Source organism: Pseudomonas sp. V88_4 (assembly GCF_029967985.1).
Lineage (GTDB): Bacteria > Pseudomonadota > Gammaproteobacteria > Pseudomonadales > Pseudomonadaceae > Aquipseudomonas > Aquipseudomonas glycinae.
Map to the genome: position 1 here is coordinate 63,917 of NZ_JASCAF010000032.1, position 19,515 is coordinate 83,431.

Consider the following 19,515-nt stretch of genomic DNA (forward strand, 5'->3'; position numbering starts at 1 on the left):
ACGCTCTGCGTGGGAACGATCAGTTCGGGTTGTCAGTGGAAGTCGCGGCTCTGTACGCGGATGCCGTTGAGCAGCGGAGTCAGATCGCTCAAGCGTCCGGCAATCAGATGCCGCACCTCGCCTTCCCGCTCCCAACGGCCATCGACCTTGAGCAGTTGCGAGCCCACCAGCACCTGGCGCTGGCGCTCGGCCAGATCGCGCCAGACCACCACGTTGACGTTGCCGAACTCGTCTTCCAGGGTCACAAAGGTCACGCCACTGGCAGTGCCCGGCCGCTGGCGACCGGTCACCAGCCCCGCCACGCTGACCGGCCGGCCGTGCTCGACCTCCAGCAACTCCCGGGAACTGCGGCAGCGCCGCGCCCGCAATTCGTTGCGCAACAACGTCAGCGGGTGCGGCCCCAGCGTGGTGCCAAGGGTGACGTAGTCGGTAAACAGGTCTTCGCTGACACTCGGCGTCGGCAGCAACACATCCGGCTCCTCCTGACTCGGCAAGCCGGCAAACAACCCGAGCTGCTTCTGCACCCCGGCCACTTCCCAGCGTGCCCGATGACGATGACCGGCCAGACCGCGTAGCGCTCCGGCGTCCGCCAGCAGTGCCTGGGTCCGACTGTCGAGCCCGGCCCGTTCGCCCAGATCGGCGACATCGGCAAACGCCCCCCTCGCCCGAGCGCTTTCAATGCTGCGCGCATCTTCCTCGCGAAAGCCCTTGATCATCCGCAGGCCCATGCGGATGGCCGGTTGCTCGCCGGCAATCGGCTCCAGGCTGCAATCCCAGTCACTGGCGCGCACGTCCACCGGACGGATCTGCAAATGATGCCGGCGCGCATCCTGAAGAATCTGATCCGGACTGTAGAAACCCATCGGCCAGCTGTTGATCAGCGCACAGGCGAACGCCGCCGGTTCATGGCACTTGAGCCAGCAACTGGCATAGGTCAGCAAGGCAAAACTGGCAGCGTGGGATTCAGGGAAACCGTAACTGCCGAAGCCCTTGATCTGCTCGAAGATCTGCGCGGCGAATTCCGGGCTGTAGCCGTTTTTCTTCATGCCGGCGGCCAGCCGTTCCTTGTGCGGTTCCAGTCCGCCGTGGCGTTTCCACGCGGCCATGGAGCGGCGCAACTGGTCAGCCTCGCCGGGGCTGTAGTCGGCGGCAACGATGGCGATCTGCATCACCTGTTCCTGAAACAGCGGCACCCCGAGGGTGCGCTTGAGCACCACTTCCAGCTCCGGTGACGGATAGGTTTCCTCTTCCTCCTGATTCCGACGGCGCAGGTACGGATGAACCATCCCGCCCTGGATCGGCCCCGGCCGGACGATGGCCACCTCGATCACCAGGTCGTAGAAGGTTTGCGGGCGCAAACGCGGCAGCATCGACATCTGCGCACGGGATTCGATCTGGAACACGCCGATGGTGTCGGCGCGGCTGATCATGTCGTAGGTCGGGCGATCCTCAGGCGGGATGGTGGCCAGGCTCAGGTCCTGATGGCGATGACGGCGCAGCAGGTCGAAACAGCGGCGGATCGCGCTGAGCATGCCGAGGGCGAGGATATCCACCTTAAGCAGGCCGACCGCATCGAGATCGTCCTTGTCCCACTGAATGATCGTGCGATCGGCCATGGCGGCGTTTTCCACCGGCACCAGCGTGTCCAGCGGTTGCTCGGATATCACGAAACCACCGGGGTGCTGCGACAGGTGCCGGGGGAAGCCGATCAGTTGCCCGGTCAGGCTCAGCACCCGGTGCAGCAGCGGGCTTTCGGGGTCGAAACCGCCTTCGCGCACGCGCTCCACGGGTGGCGTTTCATCGCTCCAGTGACCGCAGCAGTCGGCCAGCGCATTGATCTGGTCTGGCGGCAAGCCCAGCGCCTTGGCCACATCGCGGATCGCACCGGAGGCGTGGTAGGTGCTGACCACCGCAGTCAGCGCCGCACGACGGCGACCATAACGACGAAACACATATTGCAGGACTTCTTCCCGGCGTTCGTGCTCGAAATCCACGTCGATGTCCGGCGGTTCGTTGCGCTCCCTCGACATGAAACGCTCGAACAGCAGCGTGGTGCGGTCCGGGTCGATTTCGGTGATGCCCAGGGCAAAACACACCGCCGAGTTGGCCGCCGAACCTCGGCCCTGACAGAGAATTTTCTGCTCACGGGCGAAGCGCACCACGTCGTGCACGGTGAGGAAATAGCTTTCGTAGCCGAGTTCGGCGATCAGCTTCAGCTCATCGTCGATCTGCTTGAGCACCTTGGGCTGTGCGCCTTTCGGCCAGCGCCAGGCGATGCCTTGTTCGGTCAGGTGGCGCAGCCAGGAACTGGCGCTGTGTTCCTCGGGCACCAGCTCTTTGGGGTATTGATAGCGCAACTCGCCCAGATCAAAGGTGCAGCGCCGGGCCAGCTTTACCGATTCGTCCAGCAAGGTCTGCGGATACAACTCGCGCAACACATCGAGGCTGCGCAAATGCCGCTCGCCGTTGGGGTGCAGGCGCAATCCGGCCTCGGCCACCGGGACGTGATGGCGGATCGCGGTCATGGTGTCCTGCAGGGCTCGCCGGCCACGGGCGTGCATGTGCACATCGCCGCTGGCCACCGCTGGAATCTGCAGTTCATCCGTCAGACTCAACAGCGCGGCCAGCCGTTGCCGATCGTTCTGCCCGCGATGCAACTGCACCGCCAGCCACAGCCGCTCGCCGAAGGTCTGCTTCAGCCAACGGCCCTCTTCCACGTCATCGACCGCCTCCGGCACCCACAGCACCAGCAATCCCGGCAACGGTTCGCTGAAGTCCTCGCGCAGTATTTGATACTGACCTTTCCGGGTACGCCGCCGAGCCTGGGTGATCAAGCCGCACAGCGCCTGATAACCCTCGATGCTCTCCACCAGCAACACCAGTTTCGGGCCGTTCTCGATGCGGATTTCGCTGCCGATGATCAGCGGCAGCTCCACGGACTTCGCCGCTTGCCAGGCACGGACGATCCCGGCGAGGGTGCATTCATCGGTAATCGCCAGCGCCTGATAGCCGTGCTTTTTCGCGCGCTGAAACAGCTCCAGCGCACTGGACGCACCGCGCTGGAAACTGAAGTTCGACAGGCAGTGCAGCTCGGCATAACCCTGGTTCATGCGAACCAGCCCTGCAGCCACAACGGACCGTCCTCACCCACAGCGCGGTACGCCCAGCCTTGCTGGCCGGCGCGGTTCTGGATCAGGTAATAGTCGCGGCGCACGTCGTCACCGTCCCACCAGCCGGACTCGATGCGTTCCGGGCCCATGAGGATGCGCGCCGAACCTTCGGGCACGGATTGCGGTTCGCCCAACAACCAGCCCGGACGCTGCACACCCGGCAATGCAGGGCAACGCTGCTTGTCATCGGCGTTCTGCCACGTGCACTCCGGACGATGATCGGCCTGAAAGCGCAGGCCCTGCACCGCCTCATCCCCCAGCCGCGCACGCAGGCGTTCGCGCAATTGCTCCCAGGGCAAGGTCTGCTGCGGACGGTCGTCGAACAGTTCCTGAAACTGCGGCACGAAACTCGGCAGATCCTCGGCGCGCAGACGAAAGCCGCGCACCGGGGCTTCAACCTGCACCTGCTCCAGTCGGCCACGGGCCAGTTCAAAGAGCATCGCCGGATCGCGTTCGGCGCTGAGCAGGCCGACCTTGATCAGCGTGTCCGGCAACCCCGCATGTTCCAGGTGCAGATCGAAGCGCTGCACGCCGCTGTCGCGCCCGCACAAAAAAGCCGCCAGATCGGACGTCAGGCGGCGCAAGGGGAACAGCAGCGCCTGATGGGACTGCACGTCGAAATTGAGTTCGATGCGCACGTCGAAACGATCCGGCGGCAGGTAGAACGCCAGCGCCAGCGGCCGTGCGCCGAACAGCGTGTCCAAGTGCTTGAGCATCGGTGCCTCGAAACGCCGGGCCAGGGCCTGACGCGGCAGGTTCTGCACCTGATGCAGGTTACGCAGGCCCATGCGCGACAGCGCCGTGGCCACGCTCGGTTCAAGGCCGATGCGATCGACCGGCAGTTGGCCGAGGTGATAGCGCAGGGCTTCACCGTCGGGCACCACCAGTCCGTCGTAGGCGTTGGCCAACACCCGCGCCGCCACCGGGTTGGGCGCGGCGACGATGCGGTGCCGAAAACCCAGCTCCGTCAGCTCCGTGCGCAATCGCGCCTCGAACTGCGCCCAGGAACCGAACAGCCCGAGGCTCGATTCGATCTCGAACACCACGGTGCGCGGATAATGCACGCTGACCTGGGCGCTGAAACGATAGGCCCAGGCGGCGAGAAACTGCTGCCAGTGCTCGACCTCGGCCGAATCGTAATCGACGGTGGCGAACCCTTTGCTCATGGCCTGCGCGGCGGTCATCGACTGCCCCGGACGCAAGCCCAGGGCCCGCGCCGCCGGGTTGACCGCTTGCAGCACCCGGCGTTGGGCCGGGCCGCTGAGCAGCGCCAAGGGCTGCTCGGGATCGGGGCGCTGGCGCAGCACGGCGTCGAGGGCCAATTGCGGGAACAGAATACAAACCCAGCGCATGGCGACCTCAATGCCCCACGGTGAAGGCAATCGGTGCGCTGCGCGCCAGACCACCCCGGCACTTGAGCACGCGCAATTGCGCCGGGCGGGCATCAATGGCGATGCGCAACGCGGCTGGCGACGGGTTGACCGCTTCGCTCAAGGGCCGCCACGCGAACGCCAGGGTCTGGCCGGTTTCCGCCGCCACCTGCAAACGGCGCAAGGCGCGGTCATCGGCCTTGTGCGGCCAGCACAGCACCGCGCCGCAACTGCCCGAGCGCAGGCATTGTTCCGCCGCCCACAACGCATCGCGCTCGCTGGCCTGGATCACCGACAACTGCCGCAGATCGACCCCGGCATTGGCCCAGGCCTGCGGGTACGGCACAAACGGCGGCGCCACCAGCACGATGCGCTCCCCCGCCGCCGACAGCCGCGCCAACGTCGGCCACACCAGTTGCAGTTCGCCGACACCGGGCCCGGCCAGGAGGATTTCGCTCAGTGCCGCTTCCGGCCAGCCGCCACTGGGCAAGGCCGCATCCAGCGCCGCGTGCCCGGTGGGTTGCGGGCTGGTGGCCGGTGGCGCAGGCCGGCCCTTCCAGACCTGGCCGCCATTGAACAGCGTATCCAGCGCAACGACGGCACCCATCAGCCTTGCCTCACCAGACCGCAGAACACCCCTTCGATGGCCAGGTCCTGATCGGCCCGCACCACAATCGGCTGGTACGCCGGGTTGCGCGGCAACAGGCGAACCTCATCGCCGACCCGCTCGAAGCGTTTGATCGTGACCTCGCCGTCGAGCCGCGCCACCACGATCTGGCCGTTGAGCGCTTCGGGGTTGCGTCGCACGCCGACCAGATCGCCGTCGAGAATGCCGTCCTCGATCATCGAATCGCCCTGCACCCGCAGCATGTAGTCGGGCGTGCGGGAGAACAGCGCGGGATCGAGCATCAGCCGATTGTGCAGGTCGGCATCGGCGCCGATGGGCGCACCGGCGGCCACCCGGCCGAGCACCGGGACTTCGCGCAATTCCGGCCGCGCCGGCTGCCCGAGCAGGCGAATGCCCCGGGCCTGATGCGGGTTGACCTCGATAAACCCGGCTTCGGTGAGCGCCAGCACATGCTTGCGCGCCACGCTGCGGGAGGCAAAACCAAAAGCCTCGCTGATTTCAGCGAGGCTTGGAGGCTGACCGTGTTCGGCGATGCGTTCGCGGATAAAGGTCAGGATGGCGGTACGGCGGGGAGTCAGAGTCGTCATGGAGTACATTTGTACTCCTATGGGAATTTCCTGACAAGCACCGCCAGTCAGCTCGGTCCGACTTCATCACGCGGTGCTCAACGTCGATGACAAAACGTTGATTACCTCGCCTTATCTCTGTCGGAGTCGTTCAACGGCCACCTGAGCTACGCCAGGAATTGCTGAAAAATCATTACCGGATGTTTACAAAATTTTTACCAATCTTCTTCTACAGTTAGGAGCACATCCGTATGTGTTTTCTATCTGTAGAGGAACGATTCAAATGGCTTTGGGCAAAGGACTGCGCTTGCCAGTCATCACTCCGACCCGCCTGGTGCTGCTGTTTTCCCTGGCACTGGTGGCGCTGTACAACCTGGCGACCTGGAAAGCACTGGGAACGCTGATCACCTTGCAAGGTGCGCACAAACTTGCGTTTTTCGCGTCTTTCGGGCTGTTTCTCTGGGCAGCGATCACCCTGCTGCTGACCCTGGTGTCGTTTCGCTGGACGCTGAAACCGGCGTTGACCCTGGTGGCCCTGCTCTCGGCCTGCGCCGCGTATTTCATGAACGAGTACGGCATCACCATCGACACGGTGATGATCCAGAACGTGTTCGAAACCAATCCCGGGGAAGCCACGGCGCTGTTCAGCGGCAAACTGCTGGCTTACGTGCTGTTGCTCGGTGTGTTGCCGGCCATGCTGATCTGGCGCTGGCCGGTGGTGTATCGGCCGTTCTTTCGGGGCTTGCTGAACAAGGTGCTGGTGATTGTGGCCTGTGTGCTGGTGATCGGCGCTTCGGTGGGCGCGTTCTATTCGACCTACGCACCGATCTTTCGCGAGGAAGACAAGCTCACCCACTTCATCAACCCGACCAACTACATCTACGCGATCAGCAAATACACCAAGCAGCGGCTGGGGATCAAAAAGCATTTCGTGGTGCAGGCCATCGGCGAAGACGCGGTGATGAGCGCCAAGGCGGCCGGTCGCGAGAAGAAATCGCTGATGGTGTTCGTGGTCGGCGAAACCGCACGGGCCGACCATTTCTCGCTCAACGGCTATGAGCGCGAGACCAACCCCGAGCTGAGCAAACTCGACATCCTCAATTTCACCCAAGTGCATTCCTGTGGCACTTCGACGGCGGTGTCGGTGCCGTGCATGTTCTCGATGTTCCCGCGCGAGGACTACAGCGACAAGAAAGGCAAAACCTACGAAGGCCTGCTGGACATCCTGCAACGGGCCGGCGTGCAAGTGCTGTGGCTGGACAACAACAGCGACTGCAAGGGCACTTGCCTGCGGGTGCCGAACCGCGACATCTCGAAGAACCAGCCGGGGCCGTTCTGCGACGGCAACAACTGCCTCGACGAAGCGCTTTTGGCCGACCTGCAAGGCTACATCGACAGCCTCAAGGGCAACGCGATCATCGTCCTGCACGCCGACGGCAGCCACGGCCCGGAATACTACGAGCGCTATCCCAAGGACATGGAGCGCTTCAAACCGATCTGCCACACCAATCAACTGGGCAGCTGCAGCCGTGACGAACTGGTCAACGTCTACGACAACACGATCCTCTACACCGACCATTTCCTCGCCAAGGTGATCGAGCTGCTCAAGCGCAATCAGGACCATCTCGATACGTCGATGCTGTACGTGTCCGACCATGGCGAATCGCTGGGCGAGAACGGACTGTACCTGCACGCCGCGCCCTATGCGCTGGCGCCGGAAGCCCAGACCCATGTGCCGATGGTGATGTGGTTCGGCAACAACACCCTGGCGCAACTGGGCATCGACCGTGGCTGCCTGCAAGGCAAAAGCAGCCAGCCGGATCTGAGCCACGACAACCTGTTCCATTCGGTGCTCGGGTTGTTCGAAGTCAGGACGTCGCTGTATCAGCCGGGGCTGGATATTTTCCATGGTTGTCGGCCGGCGATGACTGCCGGGCAATAATTCAGACATCGAAGCTCCCACAGGGGAAGCGATATTCTCAAGAACTGAGCTGCGCCAGGTATTGCCACGGATAGATCCCGCGCTGGTGGCCGTCGCTGAACACCAGTTGCAGGCCGTAGCCCTGAGCGTTCAATTCGGTGACCCGCACACGCGGGTCAACCATTGGCGGCGAGCCCCGCAGGCGAAACGCCCGGCATTGCGAGCACGGGCATTGGCGGCGCAGTTCGGCATGGTCAAGAAGCTGCTCGCGGCCATCCGGCCAGCTCAGCCGCAACCGGTGCTCAGTTTGAGAATTACCGACCGACAGCGGATTCATTGCAGCTGACTCAAGGCAATCCGCACGGCTTTGCGCACTTCCGGGTCGCCGTCGTCCTGCGCGGCCTGCAACGCGGCCACGGCCCCGCGATCGTTCAGTTCGCCGAGGGCCAGCGCGGCTTCCTTGCGCAGGTTGCTGATGCGATGGCCGAGGGTGTCGATCAGGGCGTCGAGGGCTGCGACGTACTTGAGTCGCCCGAGGCTGCGGGTCGCGCGCAGGCGTACTTGCCAGTAGTCGTCGGCCAAGGCTTCGATCAGCGCCGGGCCCGCGTCGGTATGGCCGACCTTGCCAAGGGTGGTCGCGGCTTCTTCGCGCACTTGCCAGGCCTGATCCTGCAAGGCTTGACGCAACGCGGGCAGCACTTCGGCGTCACTCGCCAGACCCAGGGCGCCGGTGGCGGCACGGCGTACTTCGGTGTCCGGGTCATCACTCGCCAGGCGGGCCAAGGCTGGCAACGCGTCGAGTTGCTTGAGCCAGCCAAGCACGCCGACGGCTTCGCGACGGACACTGGCGTCGGCATCGTACAGCGCCTGAATCGCGGCCGGCGCTGCGCCGGGGAAACGCAACTCGCGCAAGGCCCGGAACGCGGCAATCCGCACGCCGGTTTCGGCATGGGCGGTCCACGGCAGAATCACCCTGCCCGCCGCTTCGGTCTTGAGCAGGCTCAGGCTCTGCGCCGCAGCGGCTTGCACTGCCGGCGACGGATCCGTCAGCGCCTGGCACAGCGCTTCAACCACCGGCTCGTCTTCCCAGGCCTCCAGCAAACGTGCCGCTTCGGCACGCACTTCTTCGGCGGGGTCTTCGGCCAGGCGCTCGACCAGCCAGAGCAGACCGTCCGGTTCTTCGAGGTCAGCCAGGTCGATCAGGGCAATCCGCCGTACACCGGCGTCATCGGCGGTCAGGCGCGGTTGCAGGGCGAGAATGTCGTCGTTATCGGTCACAGCAAAAAATGAGGTCACAGGGCAAATCTCGGCAAGGAGTTTTCAGGAGGCAAACCGAGCGGATTGAGGCGCGGCAGCGGTCGGTCGTTGTCGTGGCGCAGCAGGTCGAGGCAGTGGCGCTTGAGGCGCGAGAGTTCGTGGCTGGTCACCAGTTCGGTGGTGCGTGGCCGGGGGAAATCCAGGCGCAAGTCTTCGATGATCCGCCCCGGCCGCGCGCTCATCACCAGCAAGCGATCGGCGAGGAACAACGCTTCGTCGATGTCATGGGTGACGAACACCACGGTGGTGCGAATCCGCGCCCAGATGTCCAGCAGCAGTTCCTGCATGTTCAGCCGGGTCAATGCGTCCAGTGCGCCGAAGGGCTCGTCCATCAGCAACAGCCGTGGCCGATTGACCAGCACCCGGGCGATCTCAACCCGTTGCTGCATGCCGCCGGACAGTTGATCCGGCCAGCGTTCGGCGAAACCTTCGAGGCCGACCAGTTTGAGGATTTCATCGGCAGCGCGATGGCGCTCGGCTTTGCCGATGCCGCGCATCTTCAGGCCGAAGGCAACGTTGTCGCGCACCGTGCGCCACGGAAACAACGTGTGATGCTGGAACACCATGCCGCGCTGTGGCGACGGGCCGGACACATCGGCGCCGTCGACTTTCAACTGCCCGCCATGGGGCTGAAGATGCCCGGCCAATGCGCCGAGCAAAGTCGACTTGCCGCAACCGGAGGGGCCGAGAATGCACACGAACTGGCCCGGCTCGATCTGGCAGTCCAGGCCCTGCACCGCTTCAAACGCTTGCCGGCCTTCGCCGAGGACGATGGACAACTGGCGGATATCGATCCGCCCTTCCGGGGTTTGCATCACGCTCATCAGGCTTTTCCTCGTGGTCGGTGCCAGGGCGTGAACAGCCCGCCCAGGCGTTTGATCAGCAGGCTGCTGCCCATGCCCAACACGCCGATCAGCAACATGCCGACCACGATGTCCGCATAGTTCTGGATGGTGTAAGACTCCCAAGTGTAGTAACCGATGCCGAACTGGCCGGAGATCATTTCGGCGGTCACCAGACAGAACCACGACGTGCCCATGCCGATGGCGAGGCCGGTGATGATGCTCGGTGCGGCACCCGGCAGGATCACTTCCAGCAGGATCGCCCGACGCCCTGCCCCGAGGCTTTTGGCCGAGGCGATCAGCCGCGGGTCGACGCCTTCGACGCCGTGCACGGTGTTGAGCAGGATCGGGAACAGCGCGCCGGTGAAGGTGATGAACACCATCGACAGTTCCGACGACGGGAACATCAGGATGGCGAGTGGAATCCATGCCACGGCGGGAATCGGGCGCAGCACTTCCAGCGGTGGCAGCAGCAGGTCTTCGGCCCATTTCGAACGGCCGATGGCCAGGCCCAGGGCGATGCCGATTACGAGTGCGCCGAGGTAGCCGGCGAACACCCGGCCGAGGCTGGCGCTCAGGTGCTGGATGAGCTTGCCGGAGTCGCCGAGGCCCAGAGCGGCTTCGATCACGGCCAACGGGGTGGGGACGTTGGCGAAGGTCACGAGGCCGAGATTCCAGTGGTGGCTGGCGGCTAGTTGCCAGAAGAGTAGGCAGAACGCTATGGAGGTTGCTCTGGTGGTCCAGCGGGCTTTCGGGATTTTCATGGATCGGGTTTCCAGTTTTGGAGCGGTGTGATGGCTGAGATCGCCCCCCCTCACCCCAGCCCTCCCGAAACGTCGGACCGCCCCCAAGGGGGCGAGGGGGAAAGGGAGCAGATCTCGGCTGTTTTCAAACCCGAGTTCGACCTCAGATTTACAGGTCGGCGTACCTCTACCAAACACCTCGGTCAGTCCCCTCTCCCTCCGGGCGGTCCGACGTTTCGGGAGGGTTAGGGTGAGGGGCTTTTGATCTGCTGTTAGCGGGTGGCCACGGCCTGGGTGGTAGCGTCGGTAAAGTCGAGGACTTTGCCGCCCTGAGCCGTGGCGAATTGCTGGGCCTGGCCTTTTAGCAGGAACGCGCTGAGGCGCCCCTTCGCATCACTGGCAAACCACGCCTGCTCCGCCAGCAACTTGATCCCGCTGTCACTCGCCTGGGCATACACCGCCCGGATGTTTTTGCCTTCCGATTTCAGACCGGCCAACGCGGTAAACGCCTCCTCAGCCGAGGCATAGCGCCGGACCTTGTCCTCACCGCGCACCCAGATTTCCGCGACATGACTGAAGTCCGAAATCGCTTTCCCGGTCACCGCGTCGACAGACTTCAACGGCGTCTGCGCGTAGTTGGCCAGTTGCGCCGTGTAATCCAGATTCGAAGCCTTGAACGCCGCGCGGATGTACTGATCGTCGATGAAGGTGTTCAGGTCGAGCCCGCGATCGGCCTTCTTCAGCAACTTCAGCGTATCGATGGCAGTGCCCACGGCCTGGCGATACTCCGGTTTCCAGCTCAGGTCGCGGGTCTGCACGCCGAGCGGGCCGTGGAACAGGTAGTTGACCTCGGCATCGACGCCGGTGACCTTGGCGATCAGTTCGCTGTATTTCTCCGGTTCGGCGGCCAGCAGTTGATTGGCCTCGATGCTGGCGCGCAGGTAAGCGACGACGATTTCCGGGTACTTTTTCGCGTAGGCCTGATCCACCAGCGCACCGTGGAAGGTCGGCGCATTGGCCTGGGCGCCGTCGTAGATCTTGCGGGCGAAGCCACGGCTCGGGAACAGTTCGGCGAACGGCACGAAGTCGGCGTGAGCATCGATCTTGCCGGCCTGCAAGGCCGAGCCCGCAACCTCTGGCGGCTGGGCAATGATGTTCACATCCTTCAGCGGATCCCATCCTTGCTCCGCCACCGCGCGCAGCAACATGCCGTGGGCGGTGGAGGCGAACGGCACGGAAATGGTTTTGCCCTTGAGCTCGCTCAGCGACTGCACGCCGGACGCGCTCGGCACCACGATGCCGTTGCCGCTGCCCTTGATGCTGCCCGACAGCACGCTGATGAACAGGCTGTGTTTGCCGGCGGTTTCAAACGCCACGCCGTTGAACGCACCGGGGAAATCGGCCATGGCGCCGAAGTCGAGTTTGCCGGCGACCATCTCGTTGGTCAGCGGTGCGCCGCTGGTGAAGTTTTTCCACTGCACGTCATATTTGGCGTCTTTGTAGGCACCGTCGTGAGGCAGGTATTTGTCGAGCAGACCCAGCTCGCGGATCAACAGGCCGCCGGCGGCGCAGTTGATGGTGGTGTCCTGGGTGCCAATGGCGATGCGGATGGTTTCGGCCGAGGCCGACAGGGTGAACGAAGCCAGTACCAGACCGGCGATTGCTGCACGCAACATGGTTGAATCCCCTCGAATCATTTACAGGATGTTCGTCTCCGCCGCGATCAGGGCGCGGTGGGAAACGAGGGGTATTGGGTGAATCCAGCGTCCGGGGTTTACGGATGGCTTTTGTGCTGTCTGGGGTGGCCTCATCGCTGGCAAGTCGAATCGTCGCACCGCAGCTCCCACAGGGATTTTCAGTGGGACAAAGATTTAGCGAACACCCACGAATTTGTGGGAGCTGGCTTGCCAGCGATGGCGTCCATTCAGTCAACGCAGTAAGTAAGGGATGTCCACTTTGACGGCGCCGGTCGGGCAGTCCTTTTCGCACGGCATGCAGTACCAGCATTCGTCGAACGCCATGTAAGCCTTTTGCGTGGCCGGGTTGATCGCCAGCAGGTCCATCGGGCAGACGTCGACGCACACGGTGCAGCCCTTTTCGGCGATGCACTTGTCCTCGTCCACAGTGACGGGAGCATTGGAACGGAAGAAAATTTCCTGGGCTTGGTAGGCCATGGTTCGGACTCTCTCTAGTGATGCCTCAAGCGGCGAAAGCACCGACCCGCAAACGGTCGTAGGCCTGCATTTCCTCGGCATCGAGGGGGATGATGTAAGGCTCGACGGCTTTCTTGAAACTGGTCATGCGCCCGTCCTCACCCTTCTTCAGATGGCAGTGGCAGAACCATTCGCGGTCGTCCCGTTGCGGGTGATCGACGCGGTAGTGGTACAGGCCCCAGCGACTTTCGGCGCGGAACAGCGAAGCGCGGGCGGCCATTTCGGCGCAGTCGCGGATCACGCTGGTTTCCATGGCGCGCATCAGTTCGTGGGCGTTGTTGGCCTTCATTTCGTCGAGATCGCGTTCGATGTCGCTGAAGCGTTGCAGGCCGATTTCCATCTTCTTGGTCACTTTCGGCGGTTGCAGGTAGTCGTTGACGAAGCGCCGCAGCTTGTACTCGACCTGCGCCGGCGGCAGACCGTGTTCGCGATCCAGCGGTGCGTAGACCCGAGCTTTTTCCTTCGCGATCTGCTCGGCATCCAGCGCAGAGAACTCGCGCCCGGCGACAAACTCTGCCGCGTTGTGACCCGCGAACCAGCCGTAGGTGAACGCGCCAAGCATGTAGTTGTGCGGCACGGCGGCCATGTCACCGGCCGAGTACAAACCTTTCACCGAGGTTTCGGCGCGCTCATTGACCCACACGCCGGACGCCGAGTGGCCGCTGCAAAAACCGATTTCCGAGATGTGCATCTCGACCATCTGCGTGCGGTAGTCGGTGCCGCGATTGGCGTGGAACTGGCCGCGACTCGGGCGCTCGTTGCTGTGCAGGATTTCCTCGATGTTCTGGATGGTTTCCTCGGCCAGGTGATCGAGCTTGAGGAACACCGGACCGTTGCCGCTCTCCAGTTCCTGGTGGAACTCCCACATCATCTGCCCGCTCCAGTAGTCACACTCGATGAAGCGTTCGCCCTTGTTGTTGGCGGTGTAGCCACCGAGCGGGCCGGTGACGTAGGCGCAGGCCGGGCCGTTGTAGTCCTTGATCAGCGGGTTGATCTGGAAGCACTCGAGGTTCGCCAGTTCGGCCCCGGCGTGATACGCCATCGCATAACCGTCGCCAGCGTTGGTCGGGTTTTCGTAGGTGCCCATCAGGTAACCCGAGGACGGCAGACCGAGTCGCCCGGCAGCGCCGCAAGCAAGAATCACAGCCTTGGCCTTGATCACATGGAAGTCGGCGGTGCGGCAGTCAAAACCCATCACGCCGTTGACCGCGCCCTCCTCGTCGGTCAGCAAACGGGTGCAGACCAGTCGGTTGGTGATGCTCACCCGAGCACGCTTCAACTGGCGATACAGGACTTTCTTGATGTCGTGCCCTTCCGGCATCGGCAGCACATACGCACCCATGTGGTGGACTTTCTTCACCGCGTAATCGCCGGTTTCGTCCTTCTCGAACTTCACGCCCCAGCGGTCGAGTTGCTCGATGGTTTCAAAACTGTGCGTCGCGTAGGCGTACACCGCCGCCTGATTGACGATGCCGTCGTTGGCGATGGTGATTTCCTTGGTGTACTGCTCGGGGGTCGAGTGGCCGGGGATGATCGCGTTGTTCAGGCCGTCCATGCCCATGCTGATCGCGCCGCTGCGCTTGACGTTGGCCTTGTCCACCAACAACACGCGCAGCTCTTTGTTCTTTTCCTTGGCCTTGATCGCGGCCATCGGGCCGGCGGTGCCGCCGCCGATCACGACGATGTCGTATTCCTGTTCGAGAGTATTGCGGGTCATGTTCAGGCCCCTTTTTGCCGATCGATCCGCAGGCGGTACTGGAACGCATCGCCACGGTAGTAAAGGTGTTCGAAGTCCAGCGGCTGGCCGTTGGCGTCGTGGGTCAGACGCTCGATGCGCATGATCGGCGAGCCGGCCTCGACGTTCAGTGCCTGGGTCAGGTCGCTGTCGGCCAGCACCGCGTCGATGGCCAGATCGGCATGGCCGAGGGCGATGCCGCAGTCGTTTTCGAGGATCAGGAAGATGTCGCGGGTGACCAGATCGGCCTTCTCCAGCCGCTCGCCGACGGCTTTGGGCAGGTAGGTGATTTCCAGCGAAATCGGCTCGCGGTTGATCAGCCGTACGCGTTTGATCTGCGCGACGATTTCGCCTTCGGCAACCTGCAAACGCTCGGCGACCAGTTTGTCGGCGGCGATGAATTTGAAGCTGCGCAGACGGTTGATCACCTCGTAGCCACGGCCGGTCATGGACTCGGCGAGGCCTTGCAGGGTGCTGACGTTTTGAAAGGTCTTGGGTTTGGCGACGAAGGTGCCTTTGCCGTGGATCTTGAAGATCAGCCCTTCTTTCTGCAGATCGCCCAGGGCCTGGCGCACGGTGATGCGGCTGACCTTGAACAGCGTGCCAAGCTCGCTTTCGGAAGGCATCTGGCTGTCCTGCGGGTATTCGCCGTCGAGAATCCGGGCGCGCAGTACGTCGCGCAGTTGGGTGTGCAGCGGGACGCTGCCAAGAGAGAGAACGTTATCGGTCATCACGGGATCACTTGTTATAACGAGTTATGACATGATCTTAGAGACGTTATGACAAGCTTGAGAAATACCGAATGAGCATAAGGTTAGATGCGCCTTCAGTGGCGCTTGAGGATCTGATCCATGACCCAATCAGTCTTCAGGGCTTCGGCGGCGATTGCCGGGTGCCGGGACTCACCGCGAATCTGCGCGTTCATGCCGAGTACGTGATGCCACTGGATGTGTTCGTGATGGGGGATTTCCAGGCTGATGTCCTCGTCGGCATGCAGCTCGACCGGATGCTCGTCGAACACCGAAAAACCGATCCTCCCTTGGCTGCCGATGATCTCGACCCGATCCTCGCGGCGATCCGCAACAAAGCTCCAGCAGCCCATGCCCAGCGCGCCCGAGGCGAATCGCCAACTGGCGCTGACCGCATCCTCCGCCGCGTACAACCCGGCCTGACGCGCGGTGAAACCGGCGACTTCGACGATGTCGCCGAGCAGGTACTGGAACAGGTCAAAACCATGGCTGGCCAGATCCGCAAAATACCCGCCCCCGGCGACCGCCGGATCGGTGCGCCAGTTTGCGCTGCCGTCCAGATCCTTGGCCGACGGTGCCTTGGTCAGCGTCCAGCTCAGGTGCCGCACCTGGCCGATGCGGCCCTGCTCCAGCCACTGCCGAACCTGCTGGAAACGCGGTAACGAACGCCGGTAATAGGAGACGAACAGGTGCAAACCAGCCTCGGCGAACGCCTGCTGCATTTCGCGACTTTGCCCGGCATTGAGCGCCATGGGTTTTTCCACGCAGCAATGCTTGCCGGCGGCGGCGACTTTCAGGCTGTAGGCGTGGTGACTGTCGGGTGGCGTGGCGATGTACACCGCGTCCACCTCGGGGTCGTTGATCAGGGCGTCGACGTCGGTGTACGTCCGGGCGATGCCGTGGCGCGTGGCGTAATCGGTCACGGCTTCGAGACGTCGCCCCATCACCGCCACCAACGCCGAGCCGGGCGCCTTGTAGAAGGCCGGCCCACTCTTGCGTTCGGCAACGCTGCCGCAACCGATCATGCCCCAACGCACCACGTTCATCGCCCTTCCTTGTGTCTTAGCCGATGCGCAAGGCGCGCAGGTCTAGGTGGCCGTCCTTGAGCGGCGGGCACCAGTAGTAGCCGCCGGTGATCGGCCGGCTGATGCGATAGAGACCGTCGGTGATGCCGTCTTCCAGACCGCTCATGCGGCGCAGTTGCGCTTCAAAGGCGTCAAGGGAGAAACCGAACGCGAGGAACATCAGGCCGGCGCGGTCGCCTTCGATCCACGGCATCGAACGACGCACGACGAAGGCTTCCGGGGCGAAGCTTTCCTGGGCGGTGCGTTTGACGTGGGCGGACACCGGAGCGTCGTCGATCTCTTCGTTGTCGCTCAGGCGACGGCCCATGATGTTGTCCTTGTCCTCGGCGGACAACGCATGGAAACCCTTGAGGTCGTGCTGCCATTGCTGGATCGCGGCGAAGCTGCCACCGACCAGACCGTCCGCGCCGTCACTTTGCAGTGCGGCGGCGATGGCGGCTTCGTCATGCGGGTTTTCGGTGCCGTCTTCATAACCGGTGAGATCATGGCCGTCCTTGTGGCGAAAGGCTTCCTGGATCTGCACCAGACGCAGCGCCGGGGCCAGTGCGGCCTCAAGGGCGGTGCTGCGGTTGAGCAGATCGCCACGGTCGACGCCGTGCAGCCAGACCCACAGGGCGTGCTGGGTCGACGGGTTTTCCACGCCAACGCCAGTCAGCGCGGGGAAGCTGCGCAGGCCGTCGATGTGCACATTCAGGGCCTTGGCCAGGGACTCACCGAAACCGACCACCGCCGACTTGCCGTCCACCAGGTTCAGCAGGTTGTCGATCGCCTGCGGCAGCGCTTCAACCGACTCAAGGGCGAAAAACAGATGACGTGCTTGCGGCGGAACTGGGGTGGCGAGGATGCCCGGCTGGTAGTAACTCATGTCGACTCCTTGGAAAGAGCGCGGAGTTTAACTGTAGCCGGAGGGTTTGTGGGGGATCAGATGACGCACTCGCTGCGCCAAGCACTCGGACTCTTCCCCGTCCAGCGCTTGAACGCCCGGCGAAAGCTGCGCACGTCGCTGTAGCCGACTTCCTCGGTAATCCGCTCGATCGGCATGTTCGGATTAGCCAGCAAACTCATGGTGCGCGCCTGACGCACTTGCTCCAGCAATGCTTCGAACGTCAGTGAGTGTTCAGTCAGCCGCCGGCGCAAAGTGCGGCTGCTGATGTTCAAGTCGCCGGCAATCTTTTCAATATGGCTGCCCCGGCTCAAGTCACGGGCAATCGCCCGCTCCACCGCCTGGATCAGATCGAGTTTCTGGTGAACCTGCGCCGCCTCCAGCTCCAGCAACTTGACTGCCTGACGCAGCGCCAGCGAATGATGATTGGGCAGGTTCACATCCAGCCATTGCACGTCGATCAACATGCGGTTGTGCAGGCACCCGAAGCGCACCTCCGGCCCCAGCAGCCGCCGGTATTCATCGACGTAATCCGGCGCGGCGTGCATGAACTCCACGGCTATCGGCTTGAACGTCTCGCCCACCAGCGCCCGGCCATAGACCAGCAGGCTGGCGAAAAACTCTTCAACGGCAAACACCTGCACCTCGGCAAACGGCAGCCTGCACTCAACATCGACATAGACCTGATCGCCCACCACATCAACGCTGGAAACCACGATCCCGCCAGACGTGTGCTGATGCCGGACCCCGATTTCGAACGCGTCGCGCAAGGTCTTGCACAGCGACAGCACGTGCCCGAGCAGACCCAGCGTACCGAGCACGTTCTGCGCGCCGACCCACAGCCCCAGCCCCTGATTGGGCAAAGCCTTGAGCGCACGCTGGATCATTGCCACGGCCTGGCGATAGGAAATCCGCTGCGAAGGGTCCTGCAAGTCTTCGAAATCAAAACCCAGGCCACGGCACAGACTCTGCGGCTCGACGCCCTTGTTGGCGGCGACTTCGGCCAGGGTTTGCAGGAGAAATGGCGACACCAGCGCCAGTTCGAAGGTGGGGTCTTGGACTTTTACGTTCATGGAGGCTGACATCCCGGATCACGCTGAATTGTTATTTTTGTAACCGGTTATGTCGAAGGAAGTTAGCACAGGGTTGGCGGACTGTCCGCAGAAGCCCCCTTCCGTGTCCGCCAATACCCTGCCCTGTTGTGCGCCAAGGGCTTATTTCTATCGTGGCCGGGCACCCTGCGTGCCGGCGTTGCGCCCAAAACACAATAATAATGAGGACGGACATGACCCCGAACCGCGCGACATTCCCTGTGCGACTGGCGCTGAGCCTGCTCGGCTGCGCCGCGACCCTGCCGGTGCTGGCCACCGAAGCCGGCGTCGACAACATCGGCCCCGGCACCGACGGCTTCTTCATGCTGCCGCTGGAGGTCGACAGCCTTCCGGAGAACATGGTCGCCTTCAACCTCTACTACAACCATTACAAGTCACGAAAGCTCAACATCAGTTCGCTCGGCGGCAAGGTGCCGAATGTCGAGATCGAATCCACTGCCGTCATCCCGCGTCTCGATTACCTGAGCCCGGTGCGGATTTTCGGCGGGCGTCTGGCCGGTTACATCGCCCAGCCGTGGCTCAAGCAGGAAGTCTCGGTGTTCGGCCTGAGCGACACCCGTGAAGGCATGGGCGATACCACCATCGCGCCGATCATTCTTTGGGACATGGGCAAGGATCTGACCCTCGGCGCCGCGGTGGAAATCACCGTGCCCACCGGCGAATACAGCGTCGATCGGCTGGCCAACACCAGCAACAACTTCTACACCTACAAACCGCTGTTCTCCTTCACCTGGCTGCCGACCGAGCGCACCGAGGTGTCGATGAAAACCACCTACAGCTTCAACGAGAAGAACAAGGACACCGACTACAAGTCCGGGCAGATATTCCACTTCGATTACTCGGCCAGCTACAAGATCACCGACGACCTGATGCTCGGCATCAACGGCTACTACCTCAAGCAGACCACCGACGACAAACAGTTCGGCCACACCGTGCAATTCGCCGGCGAAGACGTGAACGACGGCGTGCGCGGCAAGGTCTTCGCCATCGGCCCGGCGCTGCACTTCACCTTCCTCAAGTACGCCAGCGCCGAGATCCGCTGGGCCAAGGAATTCGACGTGGAGAACCGGCCAGAGGGGGAAATGCTGTGGGCGAAGGTGAGTATTCCGTATGCTTTTTAAATAAAAGAACCGCAAAAAAAGGGCGGCCAAACGGCCGCCCGAAGCGTACTACACGAGAGT

17 protein-coding genes are annotated in these 19,515 nt (G+C 63.0%); 2 read left to right on the top strand and 15 right to left on the bottom strand.

Features of this window, described 5'->3' with window-relative positions; genetic code table 11:
- Positions 1 to 32: 32 nt before the first annotated feature.
- From QLG12_RS10630 to lexA, 4 genes are read right to left on the bottom strand one after another with little or no spacing between them, the layout of a single operon-like run.
- Positions 33 to 3,110 (bottom strand): error-prone DNA polymerase, encoded by a 3,078-nt coding sequence (locus QLG12_RS10630; RefSeq protein WP_282474454.1) that lies wholly within the window; start codon positions 3,108 to 3,110, stop codon positions 33 to 35.
- Entirely contained in the window at positions 3,107 to 4,522 is a 1,416-nt protein-coding gene (locus QLG12_RS10635; RefSeq protein WP_282474455.1) for a DNA polymerase Y family protein, read from the bottom strand. The genes QLG12_RS10630 and QLG12_RS10635 overlap by 4 nt, the downstream gene beginning before the upstream one ends.
- 7 nt (positions 4,523 to 4,529) lie before the next feature.
- A complete protein-coding gene (imuA, locus tag QLG12_RS10640) occupies positions 4,530 to 5,147 on the bottom strand; it encodes a translesion DNA synthesis-associated protein ImuA (RefSeq protein ID WP_197867992.1) in 618 nt (205 codons plus the stop codon).
- On the bottom strand, positions 5,147 to 5,764 hold the full coding sequence (gene lexA / locus QLG12_RS10645) for a transcriptional repressor LexA (RefSeq protein WP_197867993.1): 618 nt from the start codon (positions 5,762 to 5,764) through the stop codon (positions 5,147 to 5,149). Before lexA ends, imuA begins: the two co-directional genes overlap by 1 nt.
- 253 nt (positions 5,765 to 6,017) lie before the next feature.
- On the opposite strand from lexA, the gene QLG12_RS10650 reads away from it, so the two are divergent.
- Entirely contained in the window at positions 6,018 to 7,676 is a 1,659-nt protein-coding gene (locus QLG12_RS10650; RefSeq protein WP_282474456.1) for a phosphoethanolamine--lipid A transferase, read from the top strand.
- A gap of 37 nt (positions 7,677 to 7,713) precedes the next feature.
- Here QLG12_RS10650 and QLG12_RS10655 read toward each other — a convergent pair whose 3' ends face one another.
- From QLG12_RS10655 to QLG12_RS10705, 11 genes are all read right to left on the bottom strand, one after another.
- On the bottom strand, positions 7,714 to 7,992 hold the full coding sequence (locus tag QLG12_RS10655) for a DUF971 domain-containing protein (protein WP_197867995.1): 279 nt from the start codon (positions 7,990 to 7,992) through the stop codon (positions 7,714 to 7,716).
- A complete protein-coding gene (locus QLG12_RS10660; protein ID WP_236192682.1) occupies positions 7,989 to 8,951 on the bottom strand; it encodes a HEAT repeat domain-containing protein in 963 nt (320 codons plus the stop codon). Before QLG12_RS10660 ends, QLG12_RS10655 begins: the two co-directional genes overlap by 4 nt.
- The gene (locus QLG12_RS10665) at positions 8,948 to 9,796 is read right to left on the bottom strand and encodes an ABC transporter ATP-binding protein (RefSeq protein WP_282474457.1); all 849 of its coding nucleotides are present in this window, start codon (positions 9,794 to 9,796) and stop codon (positions 8,948 to 8,950) included. Before QLG12_RS10665 ends, QLG12_RS10660 begins: the two co-directional genes overlap by 4 nt.
- The gene (locus QLG12_RS10670; RefSeq protein ID WP_197867998.1) at positions 9,796 to 10,578 is read right to left on the bottom strand and encodes an ABC transporter permease; all 783 of its coding nucleotides are present in this window, start codon (positions 10,576 to 10,578) and stop codon (positions 9,796 to 9,798) included. The genes QLG12_RS10665 and QLG12_RS10670 overlap by 1 nt, the downstream gene beginning before the upstream one ends.
- Before the next feature lie 251 nt (positions 10,579 to 10,829).
- Complete coding sequence (locus tag QLG12_RS10675; protein WP_282474458.1) at positions 10,830 to 12,233, bottom strand: ABC transporter substrate-binding protein; 1,404 nt, start codon at positions 12,231 to 12,233, stop codon at positions 10,830 to 10,832.
- A 252-nt stretch (positions 12,234 to 12,485) separates the two neighbouring features.
- Positions 12,486 to 12,731, bottom strand: a complete 246-nt coding sequence (locus QLG12_RS10680) for a ferredoxin family protein (protein WP_003225615.1) — start codon at positions 12,729 to 12,731, stop codon at positions 12,486 to 12,488.
- 25 nt (positions 12,732 to 12,756) lie between these two features.
- Positions 12,757 to 14,487: a fumarate reductase/succinate dehydrogenase flavoprotein subunit gene (locus QLG12_RS10685; protein WP_282474459.1), complete on the bottom strand. Its 1,731-nt coding sequence runs from the start codon at positions 14,485 to 14,487 to the stop codon at positions 12,757 to 12,759.
- A 2-nt stretch (positions 14,488 to 14,489) separates the two neighbouring features.
- Positions 14,490 to 15,236: a GntR family transcriptional regulator gene (locus tag QLG12_RS10690; RefSeq protein ID WP_085603142.1), complete on the bottom strand. Its 747-nt coding sequence runs from the start codon at positions 15,234 to 15,236 to the stop codon at positions 14,490 to 14,492.
- 95 nt (positions 15,237 to 15,331) lie between these two features.
- Complete coding sequence (locus tag QLG12_RS10695; RefSeq protein WP_282474460.1) at positions 15,332 to 16,300, bottom strand: Gfo/Idh/MocA family oxidoreductase; 969 nt, start codon at positions 16,298 to 16,300, stop codon at positions 15,332 to 15,334.
- A 16-nt stretch (positions 16,301 to 16,316) separates the two neighbouring features.
- Positions 16,317 to 17,204 (bottom strand): Dyp-type peroxidase, encoded by an 888-nt coding sequence (locus QLG12_RS10700; RefSeq protein WP_282474461.1) that lies wholly within the window; start codon positions 17,202 to 17,204, stop codon positions 16,317 to 16,319.
- 56 nt (positions 17,205 to 17,260) lie between these two features.
- Positions 17,261 to 18,295: an AraC family transcriptional regulator gene (locus tag QLG12_RS10705; protein ID WP_282474462.1), complete on the bottom strand. Its 1,035-nt coding sequence runs from the start codon at positions 18,293 to 18,295 to the stop codon at positions 17,261 to 17,263.
- A 212-nt stretch (positions 18,296 to 18,507) separates the two neighbouring features.
- Here QLG12_RS10705 and QLG12_RS10710 point away from each other — a divergent pair, with 212 nt between their 5' ends.
- Complete coding sequence (locus QLG12_RS10710) at positions 18,508 to 19,455, top strand: transporter (protein WP_282474463.1); 948 nt, start codon at positions 18,508 to 18,510, stop codon at positions 19,453 to 19,455.
- The last annotated feature ends 60 nt before the right edge of the window (positions 19,456 to 19,515 follow it).

Coding starts and splice junctions, on each gene's coding strand:
- QLG12_RS10630 (WP_282474454.1), bottom strand. CDS start 3,110: ATGAACCAGGGTTATGCCGAGCTGCACTGCCTGTCGAACTTCAGTTTC.
- QLG12_RS10635 (WP_282474455.1), bottom strand. CDS start 4,522: ATGCGCTGGGTTTGTATTCTGTTCCCGCAATTGGCCCTCGACGCCGTG.
- QLG12_RS10670 (WP_197867998.1), bottom strand. CDS start 10,578: ATGAAAATCCCGAAAGCCCGCTGGACCACCAGAGCAACCTCCATAGCG.
- QLG12_RS10685 (WP_282474459.1), bottom strand. CDS start 14,487: ATGACCCGCAATACTCTCGAACAGGAATACGACATCGTCGTGATCGGC.
- QLG12_RS10650 (WP_282474456.1), top strand. CDS start 6,018: ATGGCTTTGGGCAAAGGACTGCGCTTGCCAGTCATCACTCCGACCCGC.
- QLG12_RS10665 (WP_282474457.1), bottom strand. CDS start 9,796: ATGAGCGTGATGCAAACCCCGGAAGGGCGGATCGATATCCGCCAGTTG.
- QLG12_RS10705 (WP_282474462.1), bottom strand. CDS start 18,295: ATGAACGTAAAAGTCCAAGACCCCACCTTCGAACTGGCGCTGGTGTCG.
- QLG12_RS10690 (WP_085603142.1), bottom strand. CDS start 15,236: ATGACCGATAACGTTCTCTCTCTTGGCAGCGTCCCGCTGCACACCCAA.
- QLG12_RS10675 (WP_282474458.1), bottom strand. CDS start 12,233: ATGTTGCGTGCAGCAATCGCCGGTCTGGTACTGGCTTCGTTCACCCTG.
- QLG12_RS10710 (WP_282474463.1), top strand. CDS start 18,508: ATGACCCCGAACCGCGCGACATTCCCTGTGCGACTGGCGCTGAGCCTG.
- lexA (WP_197867993.1), bottom strand. CDS start 5,764: ATGTACTCCATGACGACTCTGACTCCCCGCCGTACCGCCATCCTGACC.
- QLG12_RS10700 (WP_282474461.1), bottom strand. CDS start 17,204: ATGAGTTACTACCAGCCGGGCATCCTCGCCACCCCAGTTCCGCCGCAA.
- QLG12_RS10695 (WP_282474460.1), bottom strand. CDS start 16,300: ATGAACGTGGTGCGTTGGGGCATGATCGGTTGCGGCAGCGTTGCCGAA.
- imuA (WP_197867992.1), bottom strand. CDS start 5,147: ATGGGTGCCGTCGTTGCGCTGGATACGCTGTTCAATGGCGGCCAGGTC.
- QLG12_RS10680 (WP_003225615.1), bottom strand. CDS start 12,731: ATGGCCTACCAAGCCCAGGAAATTTTCTTCCGTTCCAATGCTCCCGTC.
- QLG12_RS10655 (WP_197867995.1), bottom strand. CDS start 7,992: ATGAATCCGCTGTCGGTCGGTAATTCTCAAACTGAGCACCGGTTGCGG.